This is a genomic window from Roseovarius sp. MMSF_3359 (assembly GCF_030733385.1).
Classification (GTDB): Bacteria; Pseudomonadota; Alphaproteobacteria; order Rhodobacterales; family Rhodobacteraceae; genus Roseovarius.
Window position 1 is genome coordinate 187,892 of record NZ_JASHJC010000006.1, and the last position, 19,941, is coordinate 207,832.

The following is a 19,941-nucleotide window of genomic DNA, read 5'->3' on the forward strand; positions in this document are numbered from 1 at the left end:
GGGCCAGGATTTATCCCACGCTCTGACAAAGCCTTCTGTAACCAAAGCACAGATTGTCCGCAAAATTGGAGGCTCGTATGTTGTAGAAAACCTAAAAACTCTCGAAATACAACGATCTCTAGCCCTCCTGCCTTTTCAACGCCGATGGCTGTAAAGTCACCGTGTTTACTTACTTTTACGCCGTGAACAGGAATGCGCGTTTCAAGTTGTCCACGATCGACTAGCTCACCATCGTTGCTTGACAAACTAAGAACTCGAGAAACTGGATATCCGGACAACAGAATTATCTCTCCTGTTCGATCTGCAGAAAACCCTGCCCAGTCAGGGCGAAAGTTTTGCGCAACGCTGCGAATGTGATGGAAGATTCCCTGGAAAAGTCGACAAAACTGTCATTCATGCAGAGTTCGCGGATGGCAATTTTGCTTGCTGATTGGTCAACGTAGACAAGACTAGCCAAATGGTCCGCATCGCCCCAATAGATGTCTTTATATCTGGAAGTCGCGGAAACAATCTGGTGAAGCCAGAAGTTAGCTGTTTCCCTGTCGCTTTTATGTCACTGGATAGTCGAATTGTATTTTTGCAGTCATAGCTACGCTTTTCAACCTGAAACAAAACAATTCGGTCATCTCCAAATATCGACAAAACAAAAATTGGATCGTTCGTCTCACTCTCTAACAACGAAGTTTGAATGGACACGCCGCAAGGCAGCAAGTACCCTCCCAATATTGGAGCTTCTAAGTTCCCGTTATCTTTGAATTGATGCAATCTCCCCAATAGCAAAGACCATGAGGTAGCATCAGTTATCGTAAAGTTGTCGTTCTCGCTGATAACGATTTCGGTTAGAATTTCAGATTGCGAGAAGGCAATTTCGTACAATGTTTGAACTGACTTTAGGTCCGTTCACTAGACTTCTTTGACACTACGAAACGAGCGTTGGAGCGTGTTGAATCCAATTTTGGCCGATCGCTGCCAACTACATAAAACGTCCCATCAAATGCTACTCTAAAATCGCTGATGTGGAAATCGAGAGGGTACCGCTGGACTTCACGAGCTGGAAACAACTCATATTCAACAATAGTCGAAGTCAATGCAACAAATAGAGACCTTCTAGTTTCTGAAAATTCCACTCCAACTACATCCGATGATTGAAAAGTTGAATCTGGGTTTTCAATAGGATTGTCAGTCTTTGCATTACCGGCGGGATCAGCCATCAAGATAAATACAATTGCGGCGCCTATCTTGAACATTTTGCATCATCCTCTGAAAGCTTGCTTGAGTCGTTTGACGTGGTCCCATCTTTTTTGGACAGGGAAATCAAAAGCCGCTACCCAACGAATGGCCGGTCTTCCCAATGCAAAGCAGCGCAGAAATCTGAGCAACTGCAGCAACTTTCGTGCTGCGAGCGTGTGCAGCGCAAGAAAGAAAAGACCGTGTCGGGGCTCGGTGCCGACGTTAGAGCATTCGTAGCATCATTTCGGGGAGACCTATCAACTCCAATGCTGACGGCCCAAAGCGGCTGAGGTGGGTGGCTCCTGCTCCACCGGCATCGAATGTGCCAAAGTGCAGTTATCAACGACTGCTAGGAAAGGAGCCACCCAATGACAGTAAAGACCGTCGGCCTCGATCTGGCCAAGGATGTATTTCAAGTGCACGGCATTTCGGAGAATGGCCGTGTCATCTTCAACAAGGCCATCAAAAGCGCGAAGCTGCTGGCCTTCTTTGAGACGCTTCCGCCCTGCAGGGTTGGGATGGACGCCTGTGGGTCGTCCCATCTACTGGGGTCGCCAGTTGTGCAAGCTTGGCGATGATGTGAAGCTCATGCCCGCCGGTTACGTCAAACCGTATGTGAAACGCGGTAAGAACGACGCCGTGGATGCCGAAACAATCTGCGAAGCAGTTCGGCGCCCAACAATACGCTTCGTAGATACCAAGACTGAAGAACAGCAGGCTATTTTGTCCATTCACTGCGCACGGGATCTGGCGGTCCAGCGGCGCACCCAGATAGCCAACATGATCCGCAGCCTTTTTGCGTGAGTTGGGCATATCTTGCCCATCGGGATCGAAGCGGTAACGGCCTTTGCAAAGCGTCACCTTGATGGTGACAACTCGGACATGCCTGAGATCGCCAGCGGCATGCTCGGTATCCGGTGCTATCAGTTCATCGGCTTGAACGCGCGCATCGAAGGCTATTCGAAGATGATCGAACAACATGTCCTATTGAATGCAGACGCACGCCGACTAACGCGCATGCCAGGGATTGGGTCGATCACCGCGTCAGCTATCGTCGCAACGATTGGCGATGCAAAACAGTTCCGGACCGGACGCGATCTGGCGGCGTGGCTGGGGTTGATCCCTCTCAACAAGCCCAGTGGTGGAAAGGAACGTCTGGGCAAGATTACCAGGCGGGTGACCGCTATATTCGCAAACTGTTGGTCGTCGGCATGACATCGTGCGCAGTCATGGCCAAACGTTCGCCAGAGAAGGTGGATCTGCGGACGGCGAAGATCATTGCGGACAAACCATTCCGCTTGGCGACAATTACAATGGCAAACAAGGCCGCCCGGGCCATCCGGGCGATGCTAACCAAGAAACAGGAATACAGGCAGCCAGCGTTCTAAGCGCACCAGCTGCCCACGAGATGCAAGACGTTGAAGTGATGATGCGGAAGTAGGTCAACCAACAGCAAGGAAACTCCGGGAATGTCAGCGGCCCTCTTCTAAGGTCTAAGGTCGACAAGCCGATTGGAACCTCGCTCGCGGAATTCATCAAGGCCAGCGGAACACCGCCGCACAAACAGGCCGGACAGACGACAATACTGACAAAATGACCGCAGTTATCGCCAAAAACGCTTGCGATGCAGGAGCCACCCATAGAGGACGTTGCACCAGCCCGGAATCAAGACCGCGCAGCACCGCCCCATGGGCGGGCGCTTCGTCGCCGTTTCAATCCGAACAACTGGTGGAGGTATACGTGACCATAAAGCACGATGAACCACCTGGGTACGCCCACCCACGGTCAGACGATGCCCTCTGTTTCAATGGTGATCGAGCGGCCGCTTTGTCCGCTCAGCCGCCTACTTCGATAATGGCCCTCGCTAGGATCGGCACGGTGTCGCGGTTGAGGCCCGCGATGTTCATCCGGCTGTCCCCGATCATATAAATCCCGTGATCGGCGCGCAGTTTTTCGACGATCTCCGGGGTGACGCCAAGGCGCGAGAACATGCCACGATGTTGCGCCAGAAATCCGAACCGGTCGGAGCCGGACAAGACACGCAGCTCGTCCGCCAGTTGCTGACGCAGGGCAAGCATGCCGGTGCGGACCTCCTCAAGCTCGGCCTGCCAATCGGCGCGCAGGGCCTCATCCTGCAAGACCATCGTCACCAAGCGCGCACCGTGATCGGGCGGGAAGGAATAGGTCAGCCGGTTGAGCGAATTGAGATTGTCCTGCGCCACCGCGCGCAGCCCAGCATCCTGCGTGACGGTCATCAAAATGCCGGTACGTTCGCGATAAATGCCGAAATTCTTGGAACAGCTCCCGGCGATCAGGGTCTCGGGGCAGTTTGCGGCCACAAGGCGGGTCGCGGCGGCATCTTCGTCGAGGCCATCGCCGAAGCCCTGATAGGCGATGTCGATCATCGGCATAGCGCCCGTGCGGTTCAGCAAATCAATCACTGCTTGCCATTGCGTCAGGTTCAGGTTGGCACCGGTCGGATTGTGGCAGCAACCGTGCAGCAGCACCAGATCACCGGTGCGGATGTCTGCCAAATCAGCCATCATCCCGTCGAAATCCACCGCGCAGGTGGCATCGTCGAAATAGCGATAGCTTTGCGTGTCGATCCCAAGATGTTTCAGAATGCTGACATGGTTGGGCCAGGTCGGATCGGACACCCAGACCCGCAGATCGGGATTGGCCATGCGCGCCAATTCGAACGCCAGGCGCACAGCGCCGGTCCCGCCGGGTGTCGCCGCTGCAGCCACGCAATCCGCCGCAACGGCCTCACCCAAAAGAAGATCCCGCATCGCGTCGGTAAAGCCCGGATCGCCCGCCAACGCCACATAGCTCTTGGTGGTTTCCTGTTCCCAGAGCTTTTGTTCAGCCGCCTTGATTGCGCGCATGATCGGGGTGTGACCGTCGGCATCTTTGTAAACGCCGACGCCAAGGTCGATCTTGTCCTCGCGCGGGTCGGCGCGAAACGCCTGCATCAGGGCGAGGATTTTGTCAGCGGGTTGTGTCGAGAGTGCATTCAGCATCATTTGAGGCATCTTTCGTTGAGCGGGGTTTCGGCAAGGCGCCGGGTCGAACAGGTGTCAGGCTTTCTTGCGAAGGAGCGTCAGATCGCAGGCTGTGGCGTGTCCCATTGCCCGTTTGATACCGGGCAGAAGGGTAGCGCCATTCATGGCAAAGCTCAGCTCGATCAGGCCAGCGTCACCGTAGGCATCCTGAACCACCGCCCGGGCGTCCGGGTCATCCATCCGGTGCAGCGTCACGGCGTCGGCAAGCGTTGCAACGGCGGCCACTTCCGCCGGGAGTTGCGCGTAATCCGCCGCAAGCAGGTGGTCGATCTGCTGCATGTCGATGCCAGCTTTGCGGGCCAGGTTGATCTCGGCCTCGACACAAGTGCCGCAATCGGCCGCCAGCGCACCGCGCAGCCGGGCAGCATGATAGGCCAGCGGCGGGGTGTGATTTCGGGGGTCGAGAAACCCAAAAAGACGATTGTAGCGCGTCAGCAGTTTGATGTCGGTCCGGGCGATCCGGTGGACATAGTCGAGGGTTACACCAATCCGCCGCTCGGCCCGCCGGATAAGATAGGTCGCGACCTCTTTGAGGACCATGTCATGCGTCCCCGGTCGCCACGGGCATTGTCGGATAGGCCCCCCATTCCGTCCAGGAACCGTCATAAAGCGCATGGTCGGTCTTGCCGACCCGCTCCAGCGCGAGGTTGATGATCGCCGCCGTGATGCCGGAACCGCAGCTCGTGATAACCGGTTTCGACATATCGACCCCGGCCGCCGCGAACACCTCGCGCAGCGCATCGGGCGCTTTCATCGTGTTGTTCTTGGTCAGAAGCTCGGTGAAGGGAACGGATTTCGACCCCGGAATGTGCCCTCCCCGAAGCCCTTCGCGCGGCTCTGGCGCTTCGCCCCGGAACCGACCCGCCGAGCGAGCATCGAGGATTTCATAATCACCCAGTTTCGATGCCGAGGAGACCTGTGTCACATCCTTGACCATCTGATTCTGCCGGCGAACGGTCATGTGACGATCACGGACAATAGGCGGGAGGTCTTCGATCGGGCGCTCTTCGGCCATCCATTTCGGCAGGCCGCCGTCGAGCACGGCGATGTTCTCTTGCCCCATCAGCTTGAAAAGCCACCAGACACGCGCCGCCGACATCAAGCCGATCTGGTCATAAACCACGACCTGGTGCCCGTCGCCGACACCCATCGCCCGCAGTCGGGACATGAATTTCTCGACCGGCGGCACCATATGCGGCAACTCGGAACGATGGTCGCTGATATCGTCAATGTCGAAGAAACGGGCGTTGGGAACATGCGCCGCCTCGAAGGCGCTTTTTGCGTCGCGCTCATCACCCGGCATGAACCACGTTCCATCCAGCACGCGCAGATCGGGATCTTTCAGATGCGCGCCAAGCCAGTCGGTCGAAACCAGTGTTTTCGGATCATCATTTGCCATGGATGCCCCCGTTTTTGCTGCGTCCTGCCTACAACCCGGGGGCGTGAAGGGCAAGGCCGGGCGCTGGGACACAAGCGCCCGGTTTGGGCGTTATTTTGCCATGGCGTTCTTGATGAGACCCACGACGGCAAGCAGCACACCCCCGCCGACGCCGCCCGAGGCAATCTGCCCGATAATAGCACCCAAATCCGTGCCGCCAGCGGCTGCACCACCCGCACCGAGCGCCGAAAGGATCTGACCGCCGAGGCCGCCACCGACGATCCCCGCCACCGAGTTCAGCAACACGCCCAGATTGGCTTTTTTCAGAAGGCCCCCAGCCACGTTACCGCCGACGGCACCCGCGATCAGACTGATCAGAAGTTCCATTACGCTTCCTTCCTGTCGGGCCGTTACACGTTTTATCAGCCGAAGACTGACCCATCCCCTCCGGTGGAGAGAGCGTAGCAAAACCGCCCATGCGGACCTAAGGGGAAAAACCGAGGCCTACTCTCCGTGACGCAGCAGGCGTTGCTTCTGGCGGTTCCAGTCGCGCTTGGCCTCGGTCGCGCGTTTGTCGACATTCTTCTTGCCCTTGGCGATGCCGATCTTGAGCTTGGCCAGGCCGCGATGGTTGAAATAGAGCACCAGCGGCACAAGCGTCATGCCCTTGCGTTGCGTGTCGTTCCACAGGCGCGACATTTCCTTCTTGGACACCAGGAGCTTGCGGCGACGTTTTTCGTCATGGGTGAAGGTCTTGGCCTGATCGTAAGGCGCGATGTAGCTGTTGATGAGCCACAGCTCACCCTCATCCACCGCAGCATAGCTTTCGGCAATGTTGGACCCACCCGCGCGCAGGGATTTGACCTCCGACCCTTCGAGAATGATGCCGCATTCGATATCGTCCTCGATGGCATAATCATACCGCGCCCGCCGGTTTTCGGCGATGACTTTGTAGTTCGGATTGTCCTTCGGCTTGGCCATGGGTCTTGTCCTATCGGGGCGCTGCATACCTGTCCAGCGGCCCGCCTACATAAGCGGTCGCGGGCCGGGTTCCAACCCCAGCGATTCAGCCGCGCAGATCCTTGGGTGAGCCCATCACAACGTAGGAGGTAATCGACGCCACTTGCGGCAGGGTACCCACCACGTCGGTGTGGAACGCCTTGTAGGCCGGCAGGTCTGCGACCTCGATCCGGAGCAGGTATTCGACCGCGCCGGTAATGTTGTGGCATTCGACCACCTCGGGGGCGACGGCCATGGCGCGTTCAAACGCCTGCTGACTGGACTTGGTGTGGGAGTTGAGACCCACGGCGGCAAAGGCCACAAACCCCACCCCCATCGCCGGACGGTTCAGGACCGCGCGATAGCCTTCGATCACGCCGCGCTTTTCCAGCGATGCGACTCGGCGCAGGCAAGCCGACGGCGACAGACCCACCTTTTCCGCCAGGTCAAGGTTGCTGATCCGACCATCGCGTGACAGCTCGTGCAATATATTGTCGTCAATTTGATCCATGGCCGCATTTAGTTGCACATCTTCTGCCTCAACGCAAAACTTCGCAATTCCAATGCGCCCACTGCCGCATAAGGTTTCCCGAAATCACCCCGGACAACGACAATGACAATCGAACTTCTCTCCGCGCTTTTCACCTTCGCCTTCGTGACCGTCATCACGCCGGGGCCGAATAACCTGATGCTGATGGCCTCGGGGGCGAATTTCGGGTTCCGGCGGACTTTGCCGCATATGCTGGGCATCGGGATCGGGTTTCCGACGATGATTTTCCTGGTGGGGATCGGGATCATGCAGGTCTTTGACCTCTGGCCGATGAGCTACACGATCCTCAAGGTGTTCAGCGTCGCCTATCTCTTGTACCTCGCGTGGAAGATCGCCAATGCCGCGCCCCCGCAAGAGGCCGCAACCGAGGGCAAACCGCTGACCTTCCTGCAATCGGCGGCATTTCAATGGGTGAACCCCAAGGCGTGGAGCATGGCGCTTTCGGCCATCACCCTCTACGCCAGCAGCCGGGATTTGCCCGCGGTGATGTGGGTGGCAGGCGTCTATGTCTGCGTCTCGTTCTTGAGCACCACCGGGTGGACCGTCCTGGGCCAGCAAATGCGGCGCATACTGAAAAGCCCCGCCCGGCTGCGGGTCTTCAACTTGCTGATGGCGCTTTTGCTGGTGGCGACGCTCATCCCCGTGTTATGGCCCGCAGAAGGTTGACCGGCGGAGGGCGCAATGCCCCGAATCCTGACGTTTTTTCACACCGCGCTGGTGCATGGCGACACGTTTGATGCGCTCCGCGACCGGATCGCGCCCGGCGTGGCGATGCACCACAATATCCGGACCAGCTGGCTCGTCCGCGCGCGAAACGGGATTGACCCGGACCTCGCCGATGAGATCCGGCGCGAGATCTCGGGCGCCCGTCAACCGGCCATCTGCACCTGTACGACCATCGGCCCGCTGGCCGAGGCCGCCGGTGCAATCCGCATTGACCAGCCGATGATGCGGGCGGCGGCAGAAACCGGTGGCTCTGTCCTGATGATCTATTGCCTCGAAAGCACCGTGCAGCCAAGCCGGGAGTTGCTTGAGACCGCGATGCTAAGGGCGGGCAACAGGGCCACGATTGAGTTGCTGCCGCTGACCGGGCTTTGGCCGCTTTTTGAGACCGGTGAGACCGAGGCTTTCGCTCGTGCAATTGCCGAAGCCGTGCGCGATCGCGTGAGCCAACACCCCGGCATGGGTTGCATCGTGCTGGCGCAGGCATCCATGGCCGGAGCGGCAGAATGGTTGGCGGATTTGCCCTGCCCGGTGCTGTCCTCGCCGGAACTGGCATTGCGCGCGGGTCTGGCCCGGTTGTGATTGCAAATCCCGGCCCATGCCGCCATATATCCATGCGCAGAAGCTGGAGACCGCGATGACCAATTACCTCGACTTCGAAAAGCCCCTGGCCGAGATTGAAGGCAAGGCCGAAGAGCTGCGCGCGTTGGCGCGGACCAACGAGGAGATGGATGTCGAGGCCGAGGCGACCGCACTCGACAAAAAGGCCGCAGATCTGCTGCGCGATCTTTACAAGGATCTGACGCCCTGGCGGAAATGCCAGGTGGCGCGTCACCCCGAACGGCCCCATTGCCGGGACTATATCGAGCAGCTTTTCAGCGAGTATACCCCCCTCGCCGGGGACCGGAACTTTGCCGACGATCTGGCGGTGATGGGCGGGCTCGCGCGGCTGGACGACACACCGGTGGTGGTGATCGGCCACGAAAAGGGGGCCGACACCAAAAGCCGGATCGAGCGCAATTTCGGCATGGCCCGCCCCGAGGGGTACCGCAAGGCGATCCGCCTGATGGAACTGGCCGACAAGTTCAACCTGCCGGTGGTGACTTTGGTGGACACGCCCGGCGCCTATCCGGGCAAGGGCGCCGAGGAACGCGGCCAGTCCGAGGCGATTGCTCGCGCCACGGAAAAATGCCTTCAGATCGGGGTGCCGCTGATTTCGGTCGTGATCGGCGAAGGCGGCTCCGGCGGGGCGGTGGCCTTTGCCTCGGCCAACCGCGTGGCGATGTTGGAGCATTCGATCTATTCGGTGATCTCGCCCGAAGGCTGCGCCTCGATCCTGTGGAAAGACGCGGAAAAGATGCGCGAAGCGGCGGAGGCGCTGCGCCTGACCGCGCAGGATCTGACCAAGCTCGGTGTGGCCGACCGGATCATCAACGAGCCGATGGGCGGCGCGCATCGCGATCCGAAGAAAGCCATTGCCGACGTGGGCAAGGCAATCTCGGCAATGCTGAAAGAACTCGGCAATCAATCGCGCGAAGATCTGGTCAAGGACCGGCGGCAGAAATTCCTGAACATGGGCGACAAGGGCCTCGCCGCATAAGGCGGACCGTCACGCGGTCTTAGTCGATCTGCGGACAGCCGGTACCGCCGATGCCATCATTGCCGGATGCACATTCCGCCGACGGGTCCAATTTGCGGGCCGATGGCGCCGCATCACCGGCGGGTTCAGCCGCGATCACCGGCGCGGGTTCGGCCAGAATGGCTTCCTCCATCGGCGCCGGGGCACATGCGGCCAGCAGCAAAAGAGCGAAGATTGCGGATGTGGTGCGGCCTGTCATGCGTCGGTCTCCCCGGTCTTGTAGAAATACGCGCCCGCGCGGAAACGCTGTGGCCTGTCACTGGTTTTTTCGAATGTCGCGGCCAGGGCGTTAAGCTCCTGCAACACCGCCATCTGTAACGCTGCATGGCGGTCCTCGAGCATCTTGACCTGATCTTCGGACAGACCGCCATAATGCACTGCACGTTCAAAAACCGGGTCCATACCGGTCACGTTACCCGTCGCAGCCGACAGGTGATCACCTACATTTTGCGCCAGGTAGGCGACCTGTTCCGCGCTGCCCGCATGGGGTTGATAAGACCGCGACAGGAGTCGGACGGTCTGTCCGTCATCGGCAAGCTCGATCGTTCCGGTCTCCGCCAGCGCGTCCAGCATCGTACGGGGATGGACATCGCGCCGAACAAGCCGCGCCAGCGCGTCGAAGGACGGCGCATCGCCGGAGCGTGCGAGGTCACGCGGGTCGCCATCGTCATGGTATCCGTCTTCGGTCTGCCAAAGCGCGACCAGGCGGGTGAGGTGGCCGGTCTTGGTCGGTTTCGGCTCGAACCCGCGCAAACGCGCCACGTCGCGCCGTTGCAGCCCGGTCATCACCGACAGGCGGCTATCGGTGGCTTTGCCCTCGGACAACCGCATCGCTTCGACCACGTAATGCGCTTTCAGCCGCTCTGACAGTTCCGAAAACAGCACCCCGCGCGCGATCATCAACCGGGCAAGCGGGGCCAGCAGCGTATCAAGGAAATCACTCATATGTGCTTTTTGCACATTAATCCTGGACAAGAAAGCCGAATCCATAATATGTGCAATTTACACATTTTTAACGAGGTGCCCGATGTTGAGCCGCGATTATCACTTGCCGTTTGTCCTTTTGGCCGGTCTCGGCCTGTTGTCCGCCTGCGCCGCCGGTGGCCCAGGCGACACAAGGCTGGCCAAGACGTCCGAGGGGACAAGCGCCAGTCCCGTTCTGGCAGAACCCGTCATGGTCGACGCCGAACCGGCGGCGATATCCTCGGCCCGCATTGCGCCCAGCCACCCCCACCGGCCGCCCCGGGCCGGTATTGTGACCGCCGGTGATATTGACGACACCCGCAACTTCGCCGCGTTCCGGTCCTACCTGAAACGCAAGGGCGGGTCGGAAAGACCGTTCTCCCGGCCGGTGCTGGTGCAATTGTCGGGACCTGATGGCAAGCCTGCGCCCGGGGTCTACTACACGCTGCGCAAACCCGGGGCGAAGGAGCCGTTCCATACCGGCTATTCGGGGGTCGACGGGCATATCAATGCCTTCCCCAAGGCTCTCGGCGCCGGACAGCCCCAAAATGTTGAACTGCGGCTTTTTGCAGAGGACCAGGACGGCACGACGGTCCGGGATCTGCGGACAGGACCAACCCGGCACAAGATCGTACTGGCACGGAACACCGCATGGAAACCCGCCTTCCTCGATCTTGTCTTTGTCGTCGATACCACGGGAAGTATGGGCGACGAGTTAGACTGGCTGACCCGTGAAATGCGCGAGATCGTGAAGACCGCGCGCAGGGCAGCACCCGGCGTCGATATCCGCTATGGCCTCGTGGCCTATCGCGACCACGGGGATGCCTATGTGTTGCGCAATCTGGGCTTCACCGGGTCGGCACGGACCATGCAAGGCTGGCTGGACCGGCAGCGGGCAAATGGCGGCGGGGATTATCCCGAGGCTGCCGCCGCGGCACTTCAATCCGCCGTATCGCTCAACTGGCGCCGGGGCAAGGGCGAGCGTATCGTGATCCACATTGCCGACGCCCCGCCCCATAGCCGCGACGCGAACCGGTATCTTGACGCCGCCCGCGCCGCCGCCCGTCGCAACATCCAGGTTTACGGGCTTGGGGCCAGCGGGGTTGGTGACGAGGCCGAGATTTTGATGCGCCAGGCCGCGGCGATGACATCGGGCCGCTATCTGTTTCTAACCGATGACAGCGGTGTGGGCCACGCCCATGCCGAACCGGATATCGCCTGCTACCGGGTGACACGGCTCAAGACCCTCATGATCAACGTGCTGAAATCCGAACTGTCCGGCATCCGTCATGAGGCCACGGCCCAGCAGGTTGTGCGCGAGGTGGGGGCCTATCGCCGCGGCGTTTGCCTGAATTGATGGTCTATCCCACCAGCATCTTGAGGCCCTGCGTCACGTCGGAACGCACCGCAAGGCGAAGGCCGGGTTCATCCCCGGCCTTGAGCGCGCCGATGATAAGCCGGTGATAATGCGGCGGATCCTTGCGCGAGAGCTTGCCATAGAGCGCCCGCATCGTCGGCCCAAGCTGCAGCCAGACGGTTTCCGCCATGGCCAACATCGCCGGCGCCTGCGCACGTAGATAAAGAGTCCGGTGAAACTCCAGATTGCGGCGGATATACCCCACCGCATCGTGGCGCGAGATGTTTTCGGTGATCAGCCCGTTGATGCTCTGCAGCCGGTCGATCAGCGCGATATGCGCCCGTGGCAAGGCGCGGCTGGCCAGTTCCACCTCGATCAGGGCGCGCAAGGCCGCAAGCTCTTCGATACGGTCGTTGCTCAGATCGGGCGTGGACACGCGCCCCGACGTCGAAAGGGTCAATGCCCCCTCGGCGGTCAGGCGGCGGATCGCCTCGCGGGCGGGTGTCATCGACACGTTGAATTCTTCGCCGACGCCGCGCAGGGTGAGCGACTGCCCGGGGGCAATCTCACCATGCATGATGCGGGTGCGCAGCCCGCGATAGACGCGATCATGCGACGACGGGGACGGATCCGGGCGAGGGTTGATCAGCATGAGGCCTATTTGTGATCACAAACCAAGGAACGTCAATCGCCGAAGCGGTAGCGATGCAAGGCACCGCCCTCTTTGCGCAGCCATTGGCGGGGATCGCGGTAATCGGGCATAAGGTGTTCGACCAACGACCAGAAGGCCGCAGAGTGGTTCATTTCCTGCAAATGCGCGACCTCATGGGCCGCCACGTAGTCCAGCACCTCCGGCGGCGCCATGATAAGCCGCCAGGAATACATGAGCCCACCGGCGGCGGTGCAGGAGCCCCAGCGCGACCGTGTATCGCGCAGGGTCAGGCGGCTATACGGACGACCGATCAGACCGGCGTATCGATCTGATGCGGTGGCCAGTCGGTCACGGGCCAGCGTCTTAAGGAATGCCTGCAGCCGCGATGCCATCGCCTCTTCGGGACCGGGAACCAGAAGCGCATCGCCCTCCGGCACCACGCGCTTGCCCGTCCCGGGCATGATTCGCAGCATCTCTCCCTCAACCGGGATTTCCATCCCTGAGCTGACGGTGACAATCTCCGGCTGATCGCTGATCTGCGCCCGCAGCCAGTCACCCTTGGAGCGGGCAAATTTGAGCCCCTCGCCCTCGGAAACACCCCGCGGCAGGGTCAGTGTCACCGCCCCGTCAAGCCCCGAGACACGCAGCGAAATCCGCCGCGCGCGGGCGGACCGGCGCAGGGTCAGTTCGACCGGGGGGTTGCCGGGAAGAAGATGTTGGCCCATATGGCCTCCTGAATAACCTGTCCGCCGGGCTTCAAAGCCTTTGACACCTGCCGCACGTTATGGCAGGTGGCGCGGATCGTCGACAAGACCTCAGATTTGAAAGGGATGACCCATGCCCAAAGAAGAATGGGGCGTCAAGCGCCTGTGCCCCACTACCGGAAAGCGGTTTTACGACCTGAATGCCGATCCGATCATCAACCCCTACACGGGCGAAGTGTTCGAGCTTGAGAACGGCAAAAGCCGGTCGATCACGGCGGATGCCGAGGATGCCGAGACCAAGAAGATGAAGGACGCGGATGTCGACAGCACCGATGATGTGCTGGACGATGATGACGACGTCGACGTCGATCTGGGCGATGATGTGCTGGACGATGACGACGACGATGATGTGTCGCTGGACGAAATCGCCGACGTCGCGGCGGATGACGACGACAGTTGACCGCGAAAAGGCGGGATTTTCCACTTGATCCCGCCTGCCGCTTTGCCTAATTAGCGGCGAACCGATCCGACGGGTCGATGGTTTGGGGCCTTAGCTCAGCTGGGAGAGCGCTTGCATGGCATGCAAGAGGTCAGGGGTTCGATCCCCCTAGGCTCCACCAGATCTCCCATTTAAGCAACTGACTTTATTTCATAAATACGTTTTTCTTAGTTTTATCCCGCCGATTTACCCGCCGACAAGGTGGAACTGCGTTTAAAACTTGTTCTAAGCCTCGTAGGGATAAGTTTACTTCCGAATGCGAGCCTATGGTGGCTAATGCCGCTTCTACATGAGTCCAGAAGGGATTCCCATGAGTCCAAAAATGTGCGATGGTTGGAGTACGGGAGAAATGAGATGACCAACATTGAAAAAGTGATTCACAAACACTTGGGAACAAAAAACGTAGAGAAGATTCTTGTTAGTCATGACGAAGATATAGATGGCGAAAGCATTATCCGAGTGAAAGTGGTCTATAGTACGGATGTTGAGGAACTACCCGTAGAGACGATGGCTAAAGTGACGAATGAGCTTTGGGAAATTCTCCGTAAAGAAGATCAAGAAGCGCTTCCTTTGCTGAGCTACATTTCAGCTGAAGATACGCCTGAATTGAATGCAGCTTAGTCGCCAGCTAATTAATTCAGCGCGTCAGCGCTTCGGGCGCGCGGAAAATAGGACCGAGGCTGATCTTCGTCGTGCCGTTAGCGATACTTACTATGCTATGTTTCATTGCATTTGTGAGTCATTGTCAGCACCGCTTTTGGCTGCGGGTAGTTCGACTTTGGTTAACACTGCTTATTGCGCTCTATATCGCTTTCCCGAGCATAAAAAGCTAGCTGATCGCTGCAGGTGCTTACCGAACGATCAATTCCCTAATCACTTTGTTTCGTTCGCTCGTCAATTTGCCTCAATGCGACAAAAACGAAATGAAGCAGATTACGACCCTCTAGTTCAGATTGTTTACTCAGAAGTCGAAAACGACCTTAACCTATCGGCGAGACAAATTGCTGATTTTCAGAATTCGGATCAAATTGATCAGCTGGGTTTTGCTATGTTAGTCGCAGGCATTTCCAAGAACCGGTGAAGGTCTATTCCTCCTCCATGCTTCCTCTGATTTTTCCCGCGCCTTGTCGGTTCTCAAAATATTTTCTGGATTCGTCTCAGCATAATCGCGGAGGCATTGTCTCACTACTTCGGAAAGCGATTTAGATCCCGATTTTGCTCCAGCTCGTAGCCAATACTCAATATCAGGATCAAGAGTTATGGTCACTCGTGTTTTTTTCATTTGCCCTATCCCCAATGACCTCTCGAATGGTTGCAAGCGCTACGCAAGCGCCGAGCACGATTCCGATTTCTGAAATTGTGCTCCCCCCAAGTGGAAGGAACGACAAGGTATCGGGCGCGATTGCTTGTGCAACTGGAAGTAATAGCAGCGCTGCGCATCCAACAAGGATCGGTTTCATGAGTGTCTCCAAAGAATTTGACGCCCTTGAAGATAGCGGTATGTCGTTAAAACGAAGTTAAAGCTGCATCACTTTCATAACATGGGTATTGAGTGGCACTAGCTTCATGTACCGGTGTTGCTCGACCTCGCCACCACCAACCTCGGCTCCTCCGGAAAGCTCCTGATATCAAACCAGGTGAACCGCGTGCCGTCGGCGTTGGTCTTGTTGCCCCAGACGAGCCCATCTGAACCCTGTCGTATCAGTCCCGCCCGGAATGCCCGCAGGTCAATCAGATACCAGCTCTCTATAGCCGTCTGCGCGGCGTTGGCATGACCATAGAACAACCAATCGCCCTTACCATTTACAATCTTGGAAAGCTCCGTCTCTGCCCCTGAGGCAACGCGAGAGCGGATGGTGAACTGATGCGGGTATTGGGTGGCGTATCCCGGTCTGCGCACCCTTGCGGCTATCCGCATGTCACGAGCATCCAGCATCAGTAAGTCGGTGGCCTGGTGCCAATCCAGCGGATCCGGCGAAGTCTCCAGAAGGTGGCTTCCGACAATGCGCTTGATCTGCGGCAGGAACTGGTCGGACCAGTTACGATTGATGGAATAATGGTTCATTCAAATAGCCTTACCGTACAACTTCTTTGGAACATTCGGAGCCGCGTAATTTCGCCCTGTAACCGTCTTAATTTGATCAATTCGGTATGCTTATTCTTCTGTATGGACTTGAAAGTAATTTCAGTCTGGAGGTCCCGCTTCACTGTCCTTTGTGCGGGGCCTCCACCATGCCCTCGGCGACCGCAATTGCATCATCGCAGGCGCGACCCAAAGCCAACAGCAGTACAGGCAAACCATCGACCGGCAGCGGTGTCTCGGTTTCGGCATTGGCTCTCTCGTAGGCCAATCCGGCCAGGCCCTGCACCTGTTCCATCGTCTCACGCAGGTATTCGTATTCATCCATCGTCAGGGGCATGCAGATTTCTCCAATGTTGGTAACGCTAAGTTCATGTTTCTGTTGTTAATTGCCGGTGTCACATTTGACATTGAAGCTAGTACTGAAGCCTCGCCACTCGCTCCCGGCGGGGCTTCTTCATTTCCCTACAAATACTCCATACCAGTAACGCTAAATTCATATCCGTGCGGTTACTTCGCGTTGTAACGATTGGCAGTGGTTAATGGTAAGAGGCCTCGTCGAGTTCCAGCCCTCGGGGCCTCTTTCAAATTCCTCTAAAACTCACCGAACAGCGTAACTCCAGGTTCATTTCTCTGTCGTTAGATGACGTGTCTCTGGTGACAGGGATTGGAGGAGTGAGGGTCCCGTTTTCGTGTCTGGCGGGACCTTCAGCTTTCCCAATACTCTTTGCTTACAAGCGCGACCTCAACGCCTTGGGCCTCCAGTGCTTCCAGGTTCGCAGAGACATAGGCAGGCTTGGTGCCAATGGCCTTCTCATCGGCCAGGATCAGCTTGTCACCCGGTCGCATGATCTTGCACAGCAACTTGTAACCGGGCCGGTCCATCACACGGCCTTCTCGAATGTCGGTCATCACGAGCTCGGCGCCGACGTAGTAGGCCCGGCGCACGTTGATGTCCGCTGGTCCGTTGCGGGGTTCAGCCACATAGCCAAACACTCGCTTGCTATCCTCACGGAAGGCTTCGGGATGACAGACACCGCACGTCATCTCACCCCCTTTCCTGCGATGCCTGCCGGAAGATGGCAGACGCAATCTGATTGCCCCATTCCTTCGACCGGGATTCGAAGAAGCGATAGAAAGGCTCGACGCTGTTGAAGGCGACAAGTGCCTGCGCCTTGATAAGTACCCCCTGCATTGAGCGTTCTTCGCATTCAAGAATGGCGTTGACCTGCTCTGTCAGGCGCTCACGGGTCTCACTTCGCCGTTCAAGTGCAGCCTCTATCCCCGACGCATCTCGGATGGCATCCACCTCGGCCCAATATTTGCGCGCAATGGGAATGGCAGCCCGATTTTCTTCCAAAGACTTCTGGACCATACCGAGACGGCGCTTGCTCTTGGTTTTCAGAATGCGGGCAATCTCGCCCTCGTCGTACTCTGCCTCGCGGCGAAACACCTCGGGGGTGCCGACACGTATTGCACCACAACCCTTGATGTCGTGAGGATATCCCCTGAAATCAATCGTCTGTTCTTTGAGGCAACCAGTACCATACCGGACAATCGCCTTCGGTGCGCGAGGCCACGTCGGGCTGTACTTGCTGATAATCCGCTTCACCTCGGCGCGGGCGGCGACATGTTCGGCTTCAATGGCAGGCAGTTCATTGCCCATGCGGATCAGATCCGGGTTTTCGGCGATGCTGGCCTCAGTGACTGTTGCAGCAGCGGTCGATGCGGCGGCAAGGCCTAGCAGCATCTGGCGGCGGTTTGTAACTGCGGCGTTCATGATTGCGCCCTCCGGTTAGGGGTATCCAGCTCATCAAGTTCCTGCGAGAGGCGGTCGGCTTTGGCAATCACCTCGTGGATGAGTGCATGGGTGGCGTTGCTGGCCGGTGTGGATGCGTTCTGGACCTCATCGTAGAGGACACCAACACCCTGGCAGAGTCCGTGCAGGAAAGTTGCATCGTCGCGAAGGTCAGAGATTGTCTTGGGGTGATTAACTGCATTCATGGTTTTCCTCCGGTTGGGTATGTGGCCACTCAGTGCGGCCGGAATTCATGCACCGCGCCATCAACGGCGATGCGGGAAATGGTGGCCAGATTGACAGAGCGGGCAGCGGCCTTGTCGGCGTCCCAGACAGGCATCAGATGCGGATGACGCTCAGCGCGGGTCTGTGCGGCCTTACGGGCGCTCTCAGAGGCGCTATCGCCCTTGAGGTGATACTTGAGCGTTGCAGGCTGTACGCGCATGACCCGCTCGCTACCGTCCTTCTTGGTGAAGGTGACGGAGACAAACCGGCCCTTGGCGGCGGCAATCATCCGTCGCTTGGCTTCCATCTCCGCTTTGGCTTGTTCCTCGGCCTCGCGTTTCGTGGAAGCGCAGTAGGCACTGCGCAACTCGGACAGTCGGGCCAGTCCCTCGTGACCTAAGGTGGTGCGGTTTTCGAGGTTCTGGATTTCGGCCCAGAGATCCGCAGAGGGGCGCAGAGCTTGCTTGGCGCGCTCGGCTGCGATGACCGCCCGGCGTTTCATCTCGGCCCAGGCACGGCGCAGGGCATCGGGGAACACTTCGTGGAGTTTGATGACAGGCAAACGGCGGCTGAACAGTTCCTGACGAGCTAGCGTCCAAGCAAAGGAAAAGATTTCTGAGCGGTTGATAGCGTGGCTCATTGCATTGTCCTCGCCTTGCTAAAATTATCGATACAGTGTATTTATATAGTAACGTGGTAATTGTCAATACCACGCATTTAAAAAGATACGAGGTATTCATGACGCCCGAACAGGCAAGAGCAGCAAGAGCAATGTTGAAGGTGGGTGTGAGAGATGTTGCTGAAGCGACTGGCGTTACTCCAAACACAGTTTCTCGCATTGAGGCGGCAGCAGATCCCGATAAGCGCGGCCCACAGGCCTCAACAATCGCCGTTATAGAGGCTTGGTACGTTAGTCAGGGACTCGAATTCATACCCGAAAACGGCGGCGGACCAGGGGTGAGGTTGAAGAAGTAAGACGTGGGCTCGAATGTCTGCTTTGCGGACAAAGCGGCCTTTGCTTCACTTGAAGACGAAAACGCCTATAGTGACCCCTGGTTGTGTTCGTCATATTGTTGTTTAGGAAAGAAATGAGAATTTACCATCGACCCGAATGGACAATCTTTACCTGCCAATATGTTATGTCCAAGCGTCGAGAAAATTGTATCGAAGAAGAACTTCACATCGACATTGTCATGTACAATGCAAGTTCTCTAGACGAAGCATATGAAATTGCAAAAAATAGGATTGAAGCGCAGGATGATGTCTATCGTGATAAGCAAGGCGTTAAAATTACTCTGAAATGCCTTGGTATACGCGACGTACAGCTTGAACAATCAACATGGGATGACATGAAGAACGCTACCGCTGGAATTGGACTTCACCTGTGCACTGTAAACCTGCCTGACGGAATTCAAGCGCAATCTCTGGTTAAATCACGCGAAGAAATGAGTGTTGTTAGGGATTTAGAGTAGCAGTTTGCCGATTTACAGTGTCCACTTCGGACTCAGAGCCGTCATCTGACGCAAACGGTTGGTCCATTAAGCACTCAATGGCGGTTCAGCGGACTTTTCTGCCGTTGGCAAAGTGCTCCCCAAAGTCCGCTTTGACTAGCGAAGCTTCAAGATGACATTGTCCTCTGCCTCTTCTCCACCAGCGCCATGCACTCGGATGATTTCAACCAACCAGTCGAAAACAGTAGCGCCCTTGTTGTTTCCCGCATCCCTCAATTGTCTATTCACCGAACGGCGCGCAGTTGGATGGCAGCGATCAAGCCGACGCTCCAATATCCTTACTGTTTCTGGGTACCCCAAGCGCCTCTTCGACACTGCTGAGTTTTCCCAGATTAGAATAAAGCCCTCATCCGGTGTGCCAAAGCCACCACGAAGAACGTCATTAAAGGCATCGAGGTTATTACCCCATCTGGCATTTGGAATGAGAACACGACTGATCTCTTCGTAAAACTCTTCAAGCGTCGAGAACCGCTCGCCATCAATGCGATAGGTCTCCATGCTTTGATATTTTTTCCAAGTCTCTGGGGGCATGTTGGCATTCTCAGCGGCATCACAATAAGGCGCAAGAGTT

The 19,941-nt window shown here is 57.6% G+C and carries 26 protein-coding genes, 1 tRNA gene and 1 pseudogene; 10 read left to right on the forward strand and 18 right to left on the reverse strand.

What is annotated here, in order from left to right; translation table 11 throughout:
* Positions 1 to 890: 890 nt before the first annotated feature.
* A complete protein-coding gene (locus tag RBB29_RS10910) occupies positions 891 to 1,247 on the reverse strand; it encodes a hypothetical protein (RefSeq protein WP_306114225.1) in 357 nt (118 codons plus the stop codon).
* Positions 1,248 to 1,598: 351 nt separating this feature from the next.
* Between RBB29_RS10910 and RBB29_RS10915 the strand changes: the two are divergent.
* Positions 1,599 to 2,618: pseudogene (locus RBB29_RS10915) on the forward strand (IS110 family transposase).
* A 447-nt stretch (positions 2,619 to 3,065) separates the two neighbouring features.
* Here the strand turns inward: RBB29_RS10915 and RBB29_RS10920 are convergent.
* From RBB29_RS10920 to RBB29_RS10945, 6 genes are all read right to left on the reverse strand, one after another.
* On the reverse strand, positions 3,066 to 4,250 hold the full coding sequence (locus tag RBB29_RS10920; protein WP_306114370.1) for an amino acid aminotransferase: 1,185 nt from the start codon (positions 4,248 to 4,250) through the stop codon (positions 3,066 to 3,068).
* Positions 4,251 to 4,307: 57 nt separating this feature from the next.
* Positions 4,308 to 4,832, reverse strand: coding sequence for a hypothetical protein (locus RBB29_RS10925; RefSeq protein ID WP_306114224.1), 525 nt, complete (start codon positions 4,830 to 4,832; stop codon positions 4,308 to 4,310).
* A 1-nt stretch (position 4,833) separates the two neighbouring features.
* The gene (gene sseA, locus RBB29_RS10930; protein WP_306114223.1) at positions 4,834 to 5,691 is read right to left on the reverse strand and encodes a 3-mercaptopyruvate sulfurtransferase; all 858 of its coding nucleotides are present in this window, start codon (positions 5,689 to 5,691) and stop codon (positions 4,834 to 4,836) included.
* A gap of 90 nt (positions 5,692 to 5,781) precedes the next feature.
* Positions 5,782 to 6,057, reverse strand: a complete 276-nt coding sequence (locus RBB29_RS10935) for a hypothetical protein (RefSeq protein WP_306114222.1) — start codon at positions 6,055 to 6,057, stop codon at positions 5,782 to 5,784.
* Positions 6,058 to 6,174: 117 nt separating this feature from the next.
* Positions 6,175 to 6,651 (reverse strand): SsrA-binding protein SmpB, encoded by a 477-nt coding sequence (smpB, locus tag RBB29_RS10940; protein WP_306114221.1) that lies wholly within the window; start codon positions 6,649 to 6,651, stop codon positions 6,175 to 6,177.
* Between the two features lie 85 nt (positions 6,652 to 6,736).
* Positions 6,737 to 7,180 carry an Lrp/AsnC family transcriptional regulator gene (locus RBB29_RS10945; protein WP_306114220.1) on the reverse strand — a complete coding sequence of 148 codons (444 nt, stop codon included), beginning with the start codon at positions 7,178 to 7,180 and terminating at the stop codon, positions 6,737 to 6,739.
* Between the two features lie 102 nt (positions 7,181 to 7,282).
* On the opposite strand from RBB29_RS10945, the gene RBB29_RS10950 reads away from it, so the two are divergent.
* The 3 genes from RBB29_RS10950 to RBB29_RS10960 are packed head-to-tail and all read left to right on the forward strand — an operon-like array spanning position 7,283 to position 9,542.
* Positions 7,283 to 7,885: a LysE family translocator gene (locus RBB29_RS10950; RefSeq protein ID WP_306114219.1), complete on the forward strand. Its 603-nt coding sequence runs from the start codon at positions 7,283 to 7,285 to the stop codon at positions 7,883 to 7,885.
* A 15-nt stretch (positions 7,886 to 7,900) separates the two neighbouring features.
* On the forward strand, positions 7,901 to 8,524 hold the full coding sequence (locus tag RBB29_RS10955; RefSeq protein ID WP_306114218.1) for a hypothetical protein: 624 nt from the start codon (positions 7,901 to 7,903) through the stop codon (positions 8,522 to 8,524).
* Positions 8,525 to 8,579: 55 nt separating this feature from the next.
* Positions 8,580 to 9,542 (forward strand): acetyl-CoA carboxylase carboxyltransferase subunit alpha, encoded by a 963-nt coding sequence (locus RBB29_RS10960; protein WP_306114369.1) that lies wholly within the window; start codon positions 8,580 to 8,582, stop codon positions 9,540 to 9,542.
* Positions 9,543 to 9,561: 19 nt separating this feature from the next.
* Here RBB29_RS10960 and RBB29_RS10965 read toward each other — a convergent pair whose 3' ends face one another.
* On the reverse strand, positions 9,562 to 9,780 hold the full coding sequence (locus RBB29_RS10965; protein ID WP_306114217.1) for a hypothetical protein: 219 nt from the start codon (positions 9,778 to 9,780) through the stop codon (positions 9,562 to 9,564).
* Positions 9,777 to 10,526 carry a DUF6502 family protein gene (locus tag RBB29_RS10970; RefSeq protein ID WP_306114216.1) on the reverse strand — a complete coding sequence of 250 codons (750 nt, stop codon included), beginning with the start codon at positions 10,524 to 10,526 and terminating at the stop codon, positions 9,777 to 9,779. Before RBB29_RS10970 ends, RBB29_RS10965 begins: the two co-directional genes overlap by 4 nt.
* Before the next feature lie 82 nt (positions 10,527 to 10,608).
* On the opposite strand from RBB29_RS10970, the gene RBB29_RS10975 reads away from it, so the two are divergent.
* On the forward strand, positions 10,609 to 11,901 hold the full coding sequence (locus tag RBB29_RS10975; protein WP_306114215.1) for a vWA domain-containing protein: 1,293 nt from the start codon (positions 10,609 to 10,611) through the stop codon (positions 11,899 to 11,901).
* A gap of 4 nt (positions 11,902 to 11,905) precedes the next feature.
* Here the strand turns inward: RBB29_RS10975 and RBB29_RS10980 are convergent, their stop codons facing one another.
* Both RBB29_RS10980 and RBB29_RS10985 read right to left on the reverse strand, forming a co-directional pair.
* Positions 11,906 to 12,553, reverse strand: a complete 648-nt coding sequence (locus RBB29_RS10980; RefSeq protein ID WP_306114214.1) for a GntR family transcriptional regulator — start codon at positions 12,551 to 12,553, stop codon at positions 11,906 to 11,908.
* Between the two features lie 32 nt (positions 12,554 to 12,585).
* Positions 12,586 to 13,278 carry a M48 family metallopeptidase gene (locus RBB29_RS10985; RefSeq protein ID WP_306114213.1) on the reverse strand — a complete coding sequence of 231 codons (693 nt, stop codon included), beginning with the start codon at positions 13,276 to 13,278 and terminating at the stop codon, positions 12,586 to 12,588.
* A 112-nt stretch (positions 13,279 to 13,390) separates the two neighbouring features.
* On the opposite strand from RBB29_RS10985, the gene RBB29_RS10990 reads away from it, so the two are divergent.
* The 3 genes from RBB29_RS10990 (at position 13,391) to RBB29_RS11000 (ending at position 14,377) form a co-directional block, all read left to right on the forward strand.
* Complete coding sequence (locus RBB29_RS10990; protein WP_306114212.1) at positions 13,391 to 13,717, forward strand: TIGR02300 family protein; 327 nt, start codon at positions 13,391 to 13,393, stop codon at positions 13,715 to 13,717.
* Positions 13,718 to 13,801: 84 nt separating this feature from the next.
* Positions 13,802 to 13,877: transfer RNA gene (locus RBB29_RS10995), tRNA-Ala, on the forward strand.
* Between the two features lie 233 nt (positions 13,878 to 14,110).
* Positions 14,111 to 14,377 (forward strand): hypothetical protein, encoded by a 267-nt coding sequence (locus RBB29_RS11000; RefSeq protein ID WP_306114211.1) that lies wholly within the window; start codon positions 14,111 to 14,113, stop codon positions 14,375 to 14,377.
* Between the two features lie 943 nt (positions 14,378 to 15,320).
* Here the strand turns inward: RBB29_RS11000 and RBB29_RS11005 are convergent.
* The 6 genes from RBB29_RS11005 to RBB29_RS11030 all read right to left on the reverse strand — a co-directional run bounded on the left by RBB29_RS11005 (position 15,321) and on the right by RBB29_RS11030 (position 18,499).
* Complete coding sequence (locus RBB29_RS11005) at positions 15,321 to 15,821, reverse strand: hypothetical protein (protein ID WP_306114209.1); 501 nt, start codon at positions 15,819 to 15,821, stop codon at positions 15,321 to 15,323.
* A gap of 139 nt (positions 15,822 to 15,960) precedes the next feature.
* The gene (locus RBB29_RS11010) at positions 15,961 to 16,176 is read right to left on the reverse strand and encodes a hypothetical protein (RefSeq protein WP_306114208.1); all 216 of its coding nucleotides are present in this window, start codon (positions 16,174 to 16,176) and stop codon (positions 15,961 to 15,963) included.
* A gap of 368 nt (positions 16,177 to 16,544) precedes the next feature.
* On the reverse strand, positions 16,545 to 16,883 hold the full coding sequence (locus tag RBB29_RS11015) for a hypothetical protein (protein ID WP_306114207.1): 339 nt from the start codon (positions 16,881 to 16,883) through the stop codon (positions 16,545 to 16,547).
* Position 16,884: 1 nt separating this feature from the next.
* Entirely contained in the window at positions 16,885 to 17,616 is a 732-nt protein-coding gene (locus RBB29_RS11020) for a hypothetical protein (protein WP_306114206.1), read from the reverse strand.
* Entirely contained in the window at positions 17,613 to 17,840 is a 228-nt protein-coding gene (locus RBB29_RS11025) for a hypothetical protein (RefSeq protein WP_306114205.1), read from the reverse strand. The genes RBB29_RS11020 and RBB29_RS11025 overlap by 4 nt, the downstream gene beginning before the upstream one ends.
* A 29-nt stretch (positions 17,841 to 17,869) precedes the next feature.
* On the reverse strand, positions 17,870 to 18,499 hold the full coding sequence (locus tag RBB29_RS11030) for a hypothetical protein (protein ID WP_306114204.1): 630 nt from the start codon (positions 18,497 to 18,499) through the stop codon (positions 17,870 to 17,872).
* Between the two features lie 98 nt (positions 18,500 to 18,597).
* On the opposite strand from RBB29_RS11030, the gene RBB29_RS11035 reads away from it, so the two are divergent.
* Both RBB29_RS11035 and RBB29_RS11040 read left to right on the forward strand, forming a co-directional pair.
* Positions 18,598 to 18,834, forward strand: a complete 237-nt coding sequence (locus RBB29_RS11035) for a helix-turn-helix transcriptional regulator (protein WP_306114203.1) — start codon at positions 18,598 to 18,600, stop codon at positions 18,832 to 18,834.
* 164 nt (positions 18,835 to 18,998) lie between these two features.
* The gene (locus tag RBB29_RS11040) at positions 18,999 to 19,331 is read left to right on the forward strand and encodes a DUF4288 domain-containing protein (protein ID WP_306114202.1); all 333 of its coding nucleotides are present in this window, start codon (positions 18,999 to 19,001) and stop codon (positions 19,329 to 19,331) included.
* A 135-nt stretch (positions 19,332 to 19,466) separates the two neighbouring features.
* Here RBB29_RS11040 and RBB29_RS11045 read toward each other — a convergent pair whose 3' ends face one another.
* Positions 19,467 to 19,901: a barstar family protein gene (locus RBB29_RS11045; protein ID WP_306114201.1), complete on the reverse strand. Its 435-nt coding sequence runs from the start codon at positions 19,899 to 19,901 to the stop codon at positions 19,467 to 19,469.
* Positions 19,902 to 19,941 lie beyond the last annotated feature (40 nt).

Bases quoted from the DNA above. Each gene is read 5' to 3' on its own strand.
- RBB29_RS11040 (WP_306114202.1), top strand. From the start codon at position 18,999: ATGTCCAAGCGTCGAGAAAATTGTATCGAAGAAGAACTTCACATCGAC.
- RBB29_RS11010 (WP_306114208.1), bottom strand. From the start codon at position 16,176: ATGCCCCTGACGATGGATGAATACGAATACCTGCGTGAGACGATGGAA.
- RBB29_RS10985 (WP_306114213.1), bottom strand. From the start codon at position 13,278: ATGGGCCAACATCTTCTTCCCGGCAACCCCCCGGTCGAACTGACCCTG.
- RBB29_RS10910 (WP_306114225.1), bottom strand. From the start codon at position 1,247: ATGTTCAAGATAGGCGCCGCAATTGTATTTATCTTGATGGCTGATCCC.
- RBB29_RS11035 (WP_306114203.1), top strand. From the start codon at position 18,598: ATGACGCCCGAACAGGCAAGAGCAGCAAGAGCAATGTTGAAGGTGGGT.
- RBB29_RS10925 (WP_306114224.1), bottom strand. From the start codon at position 4,832: ATGGTCCTCAAAGAGGTCGCGACCTATCTTATCCGGCGGGCCGAGCGG.
- RBB29_RS11015 (WP_306114207.1), bottom strand. From the start codon at position 16,883: ATGACGTGCGGTGTCTGTCATCCCGAAGCCTTCCGTGAGGATAGCAAG.
- RBB29_RS11005 (WP_306114209.1), bottom strand. From the start codon at position 15,821: ATGAACCATTATTCCATCAATCGTAACTGGTCCGACCAGTTCCTGCCG.
- RBB29_RS11045 (WP_306114201.1), bottom strand. From the start codon at position 19,901: ATGCCCCCAGAGACTTGGAAAAAATATCAAAGCATGGAGACCTATCGC.
- RBB29_RS10980 (WP_306114214.1), bottom strand. From the start codon at position 12,553: ATGCTGATCAACCCTCGCCCGGATCCGTCCCCGTCGTCGCATGATCGC.
- RBB29_RS10965 (WP_306114217.1), bottom strand. From the start codon at position 9,780: ATGACAGGCCGCACCACATCCGCAATCTTCGCTCTTTTGCTGCTGGCC.
- RBB29_RS10955 (WP_306114218.1), top strand. From the start codon at position 7,901: ATGCCCCGAATCCTGACGTTTTTTCACACCGCGCTGGTGCATGGCGAC.
- RBB29_RS11025 (WP_306114205.1), bottom strand. From the start codon at position 17,840: ATGAATGCAGTTAATCACCCCAAGACAATCTCTGACCTTCGCGACGAT.
- RBB29_RS10990 (WP_306114212.1), top strand. From the start codon at position 13,391: ATGCCCAAAGAAGAATGGGGCGTCAAGCGCCTGTGCCCCACTACCGGA.
- RBB29_RS10970 (WP_306114216.1), bottom strand. From the start codon at position 10,526: ATGAGTGATTTCCTTGATACGCTGCTGGCCCCGCTTGCCCGGTTGATG.
- smpB (WP_306114221.1), bottom strand. From the start codon at position 6,651: ATGGCCAAGCCGAAGGACAATCCGAACTACAAAGTCATCGCCGAAAAC.
- RBB29_RS11000 (WP_306114211.1), top strand. From the start codon at position 14,111: ATGACCAACATTGAAAAAGTGATTCACAAACACTTGGGAACAAAAAAC.
- RBB29_RS10935 (WP_306114222.1), bottom strand. From the start codon at position 6,057: ATGGAACTTCTGATCAGTCTGATCGCGGGTGCCGTCGGCGGTAACGTG.
- RBB29_RS10960 (WP_306114369.1), top strand. From the start codon at position 8,580: ATGACCAATTACCTCGACTTCGAAAAGCCCCTGGCCGAGATTGAAGGC.
- RBB29_RS11030 (WP_306114204.1), bottom strand. From the start codon at position 18,499: ATGAGCCACGCTATCAACCGCTCAGAAATCTTTTCCTTTGCTTGGACG.
- sseA (WP_306114223.1), bottom strand. From the start codon at position 5,691: ATGGCAAATGATGATCCGAAAACACTGGTTTCGACCGACTGGCTTGGC.
- RBB29_RS10975 (WP_306114215.1), top strand. From the start codon at position 10,609: ATGTTGAGCCGCGATTATCACTTGCCGTTTGTCCTTTTGGCCGGTCTC.
- RBB29_RS10920 (WP_306114370.1), bottom strand. From the start codon at position 4,250: ATGCTGAATGCACTCTCGACACAACCCGCTGACAAAATCCTCGCCCTG.
- RBB29_RS10950 (WP_306114219.1), top strand. From the start codon at position 7,283: ATGACAATCGAACTTCTCTCCGCGCTTTTCACCTTCGCCTTCGTGACC.
- RBB29_RS10945 (WP_306114220.1), bottom strand. From the start codon at position 7,180: ATGGATCAAATTGACGACAATATATTGCACGAGCTGTCACGCGATGGT.
- RBB29_RS11020 (WP_306114206.1), bottom strand. From the start codon at position 17,616: ATGAACGCCGCAGTTACAAACCGCCGCCAGATGCTGCTAGGCCTTGCC.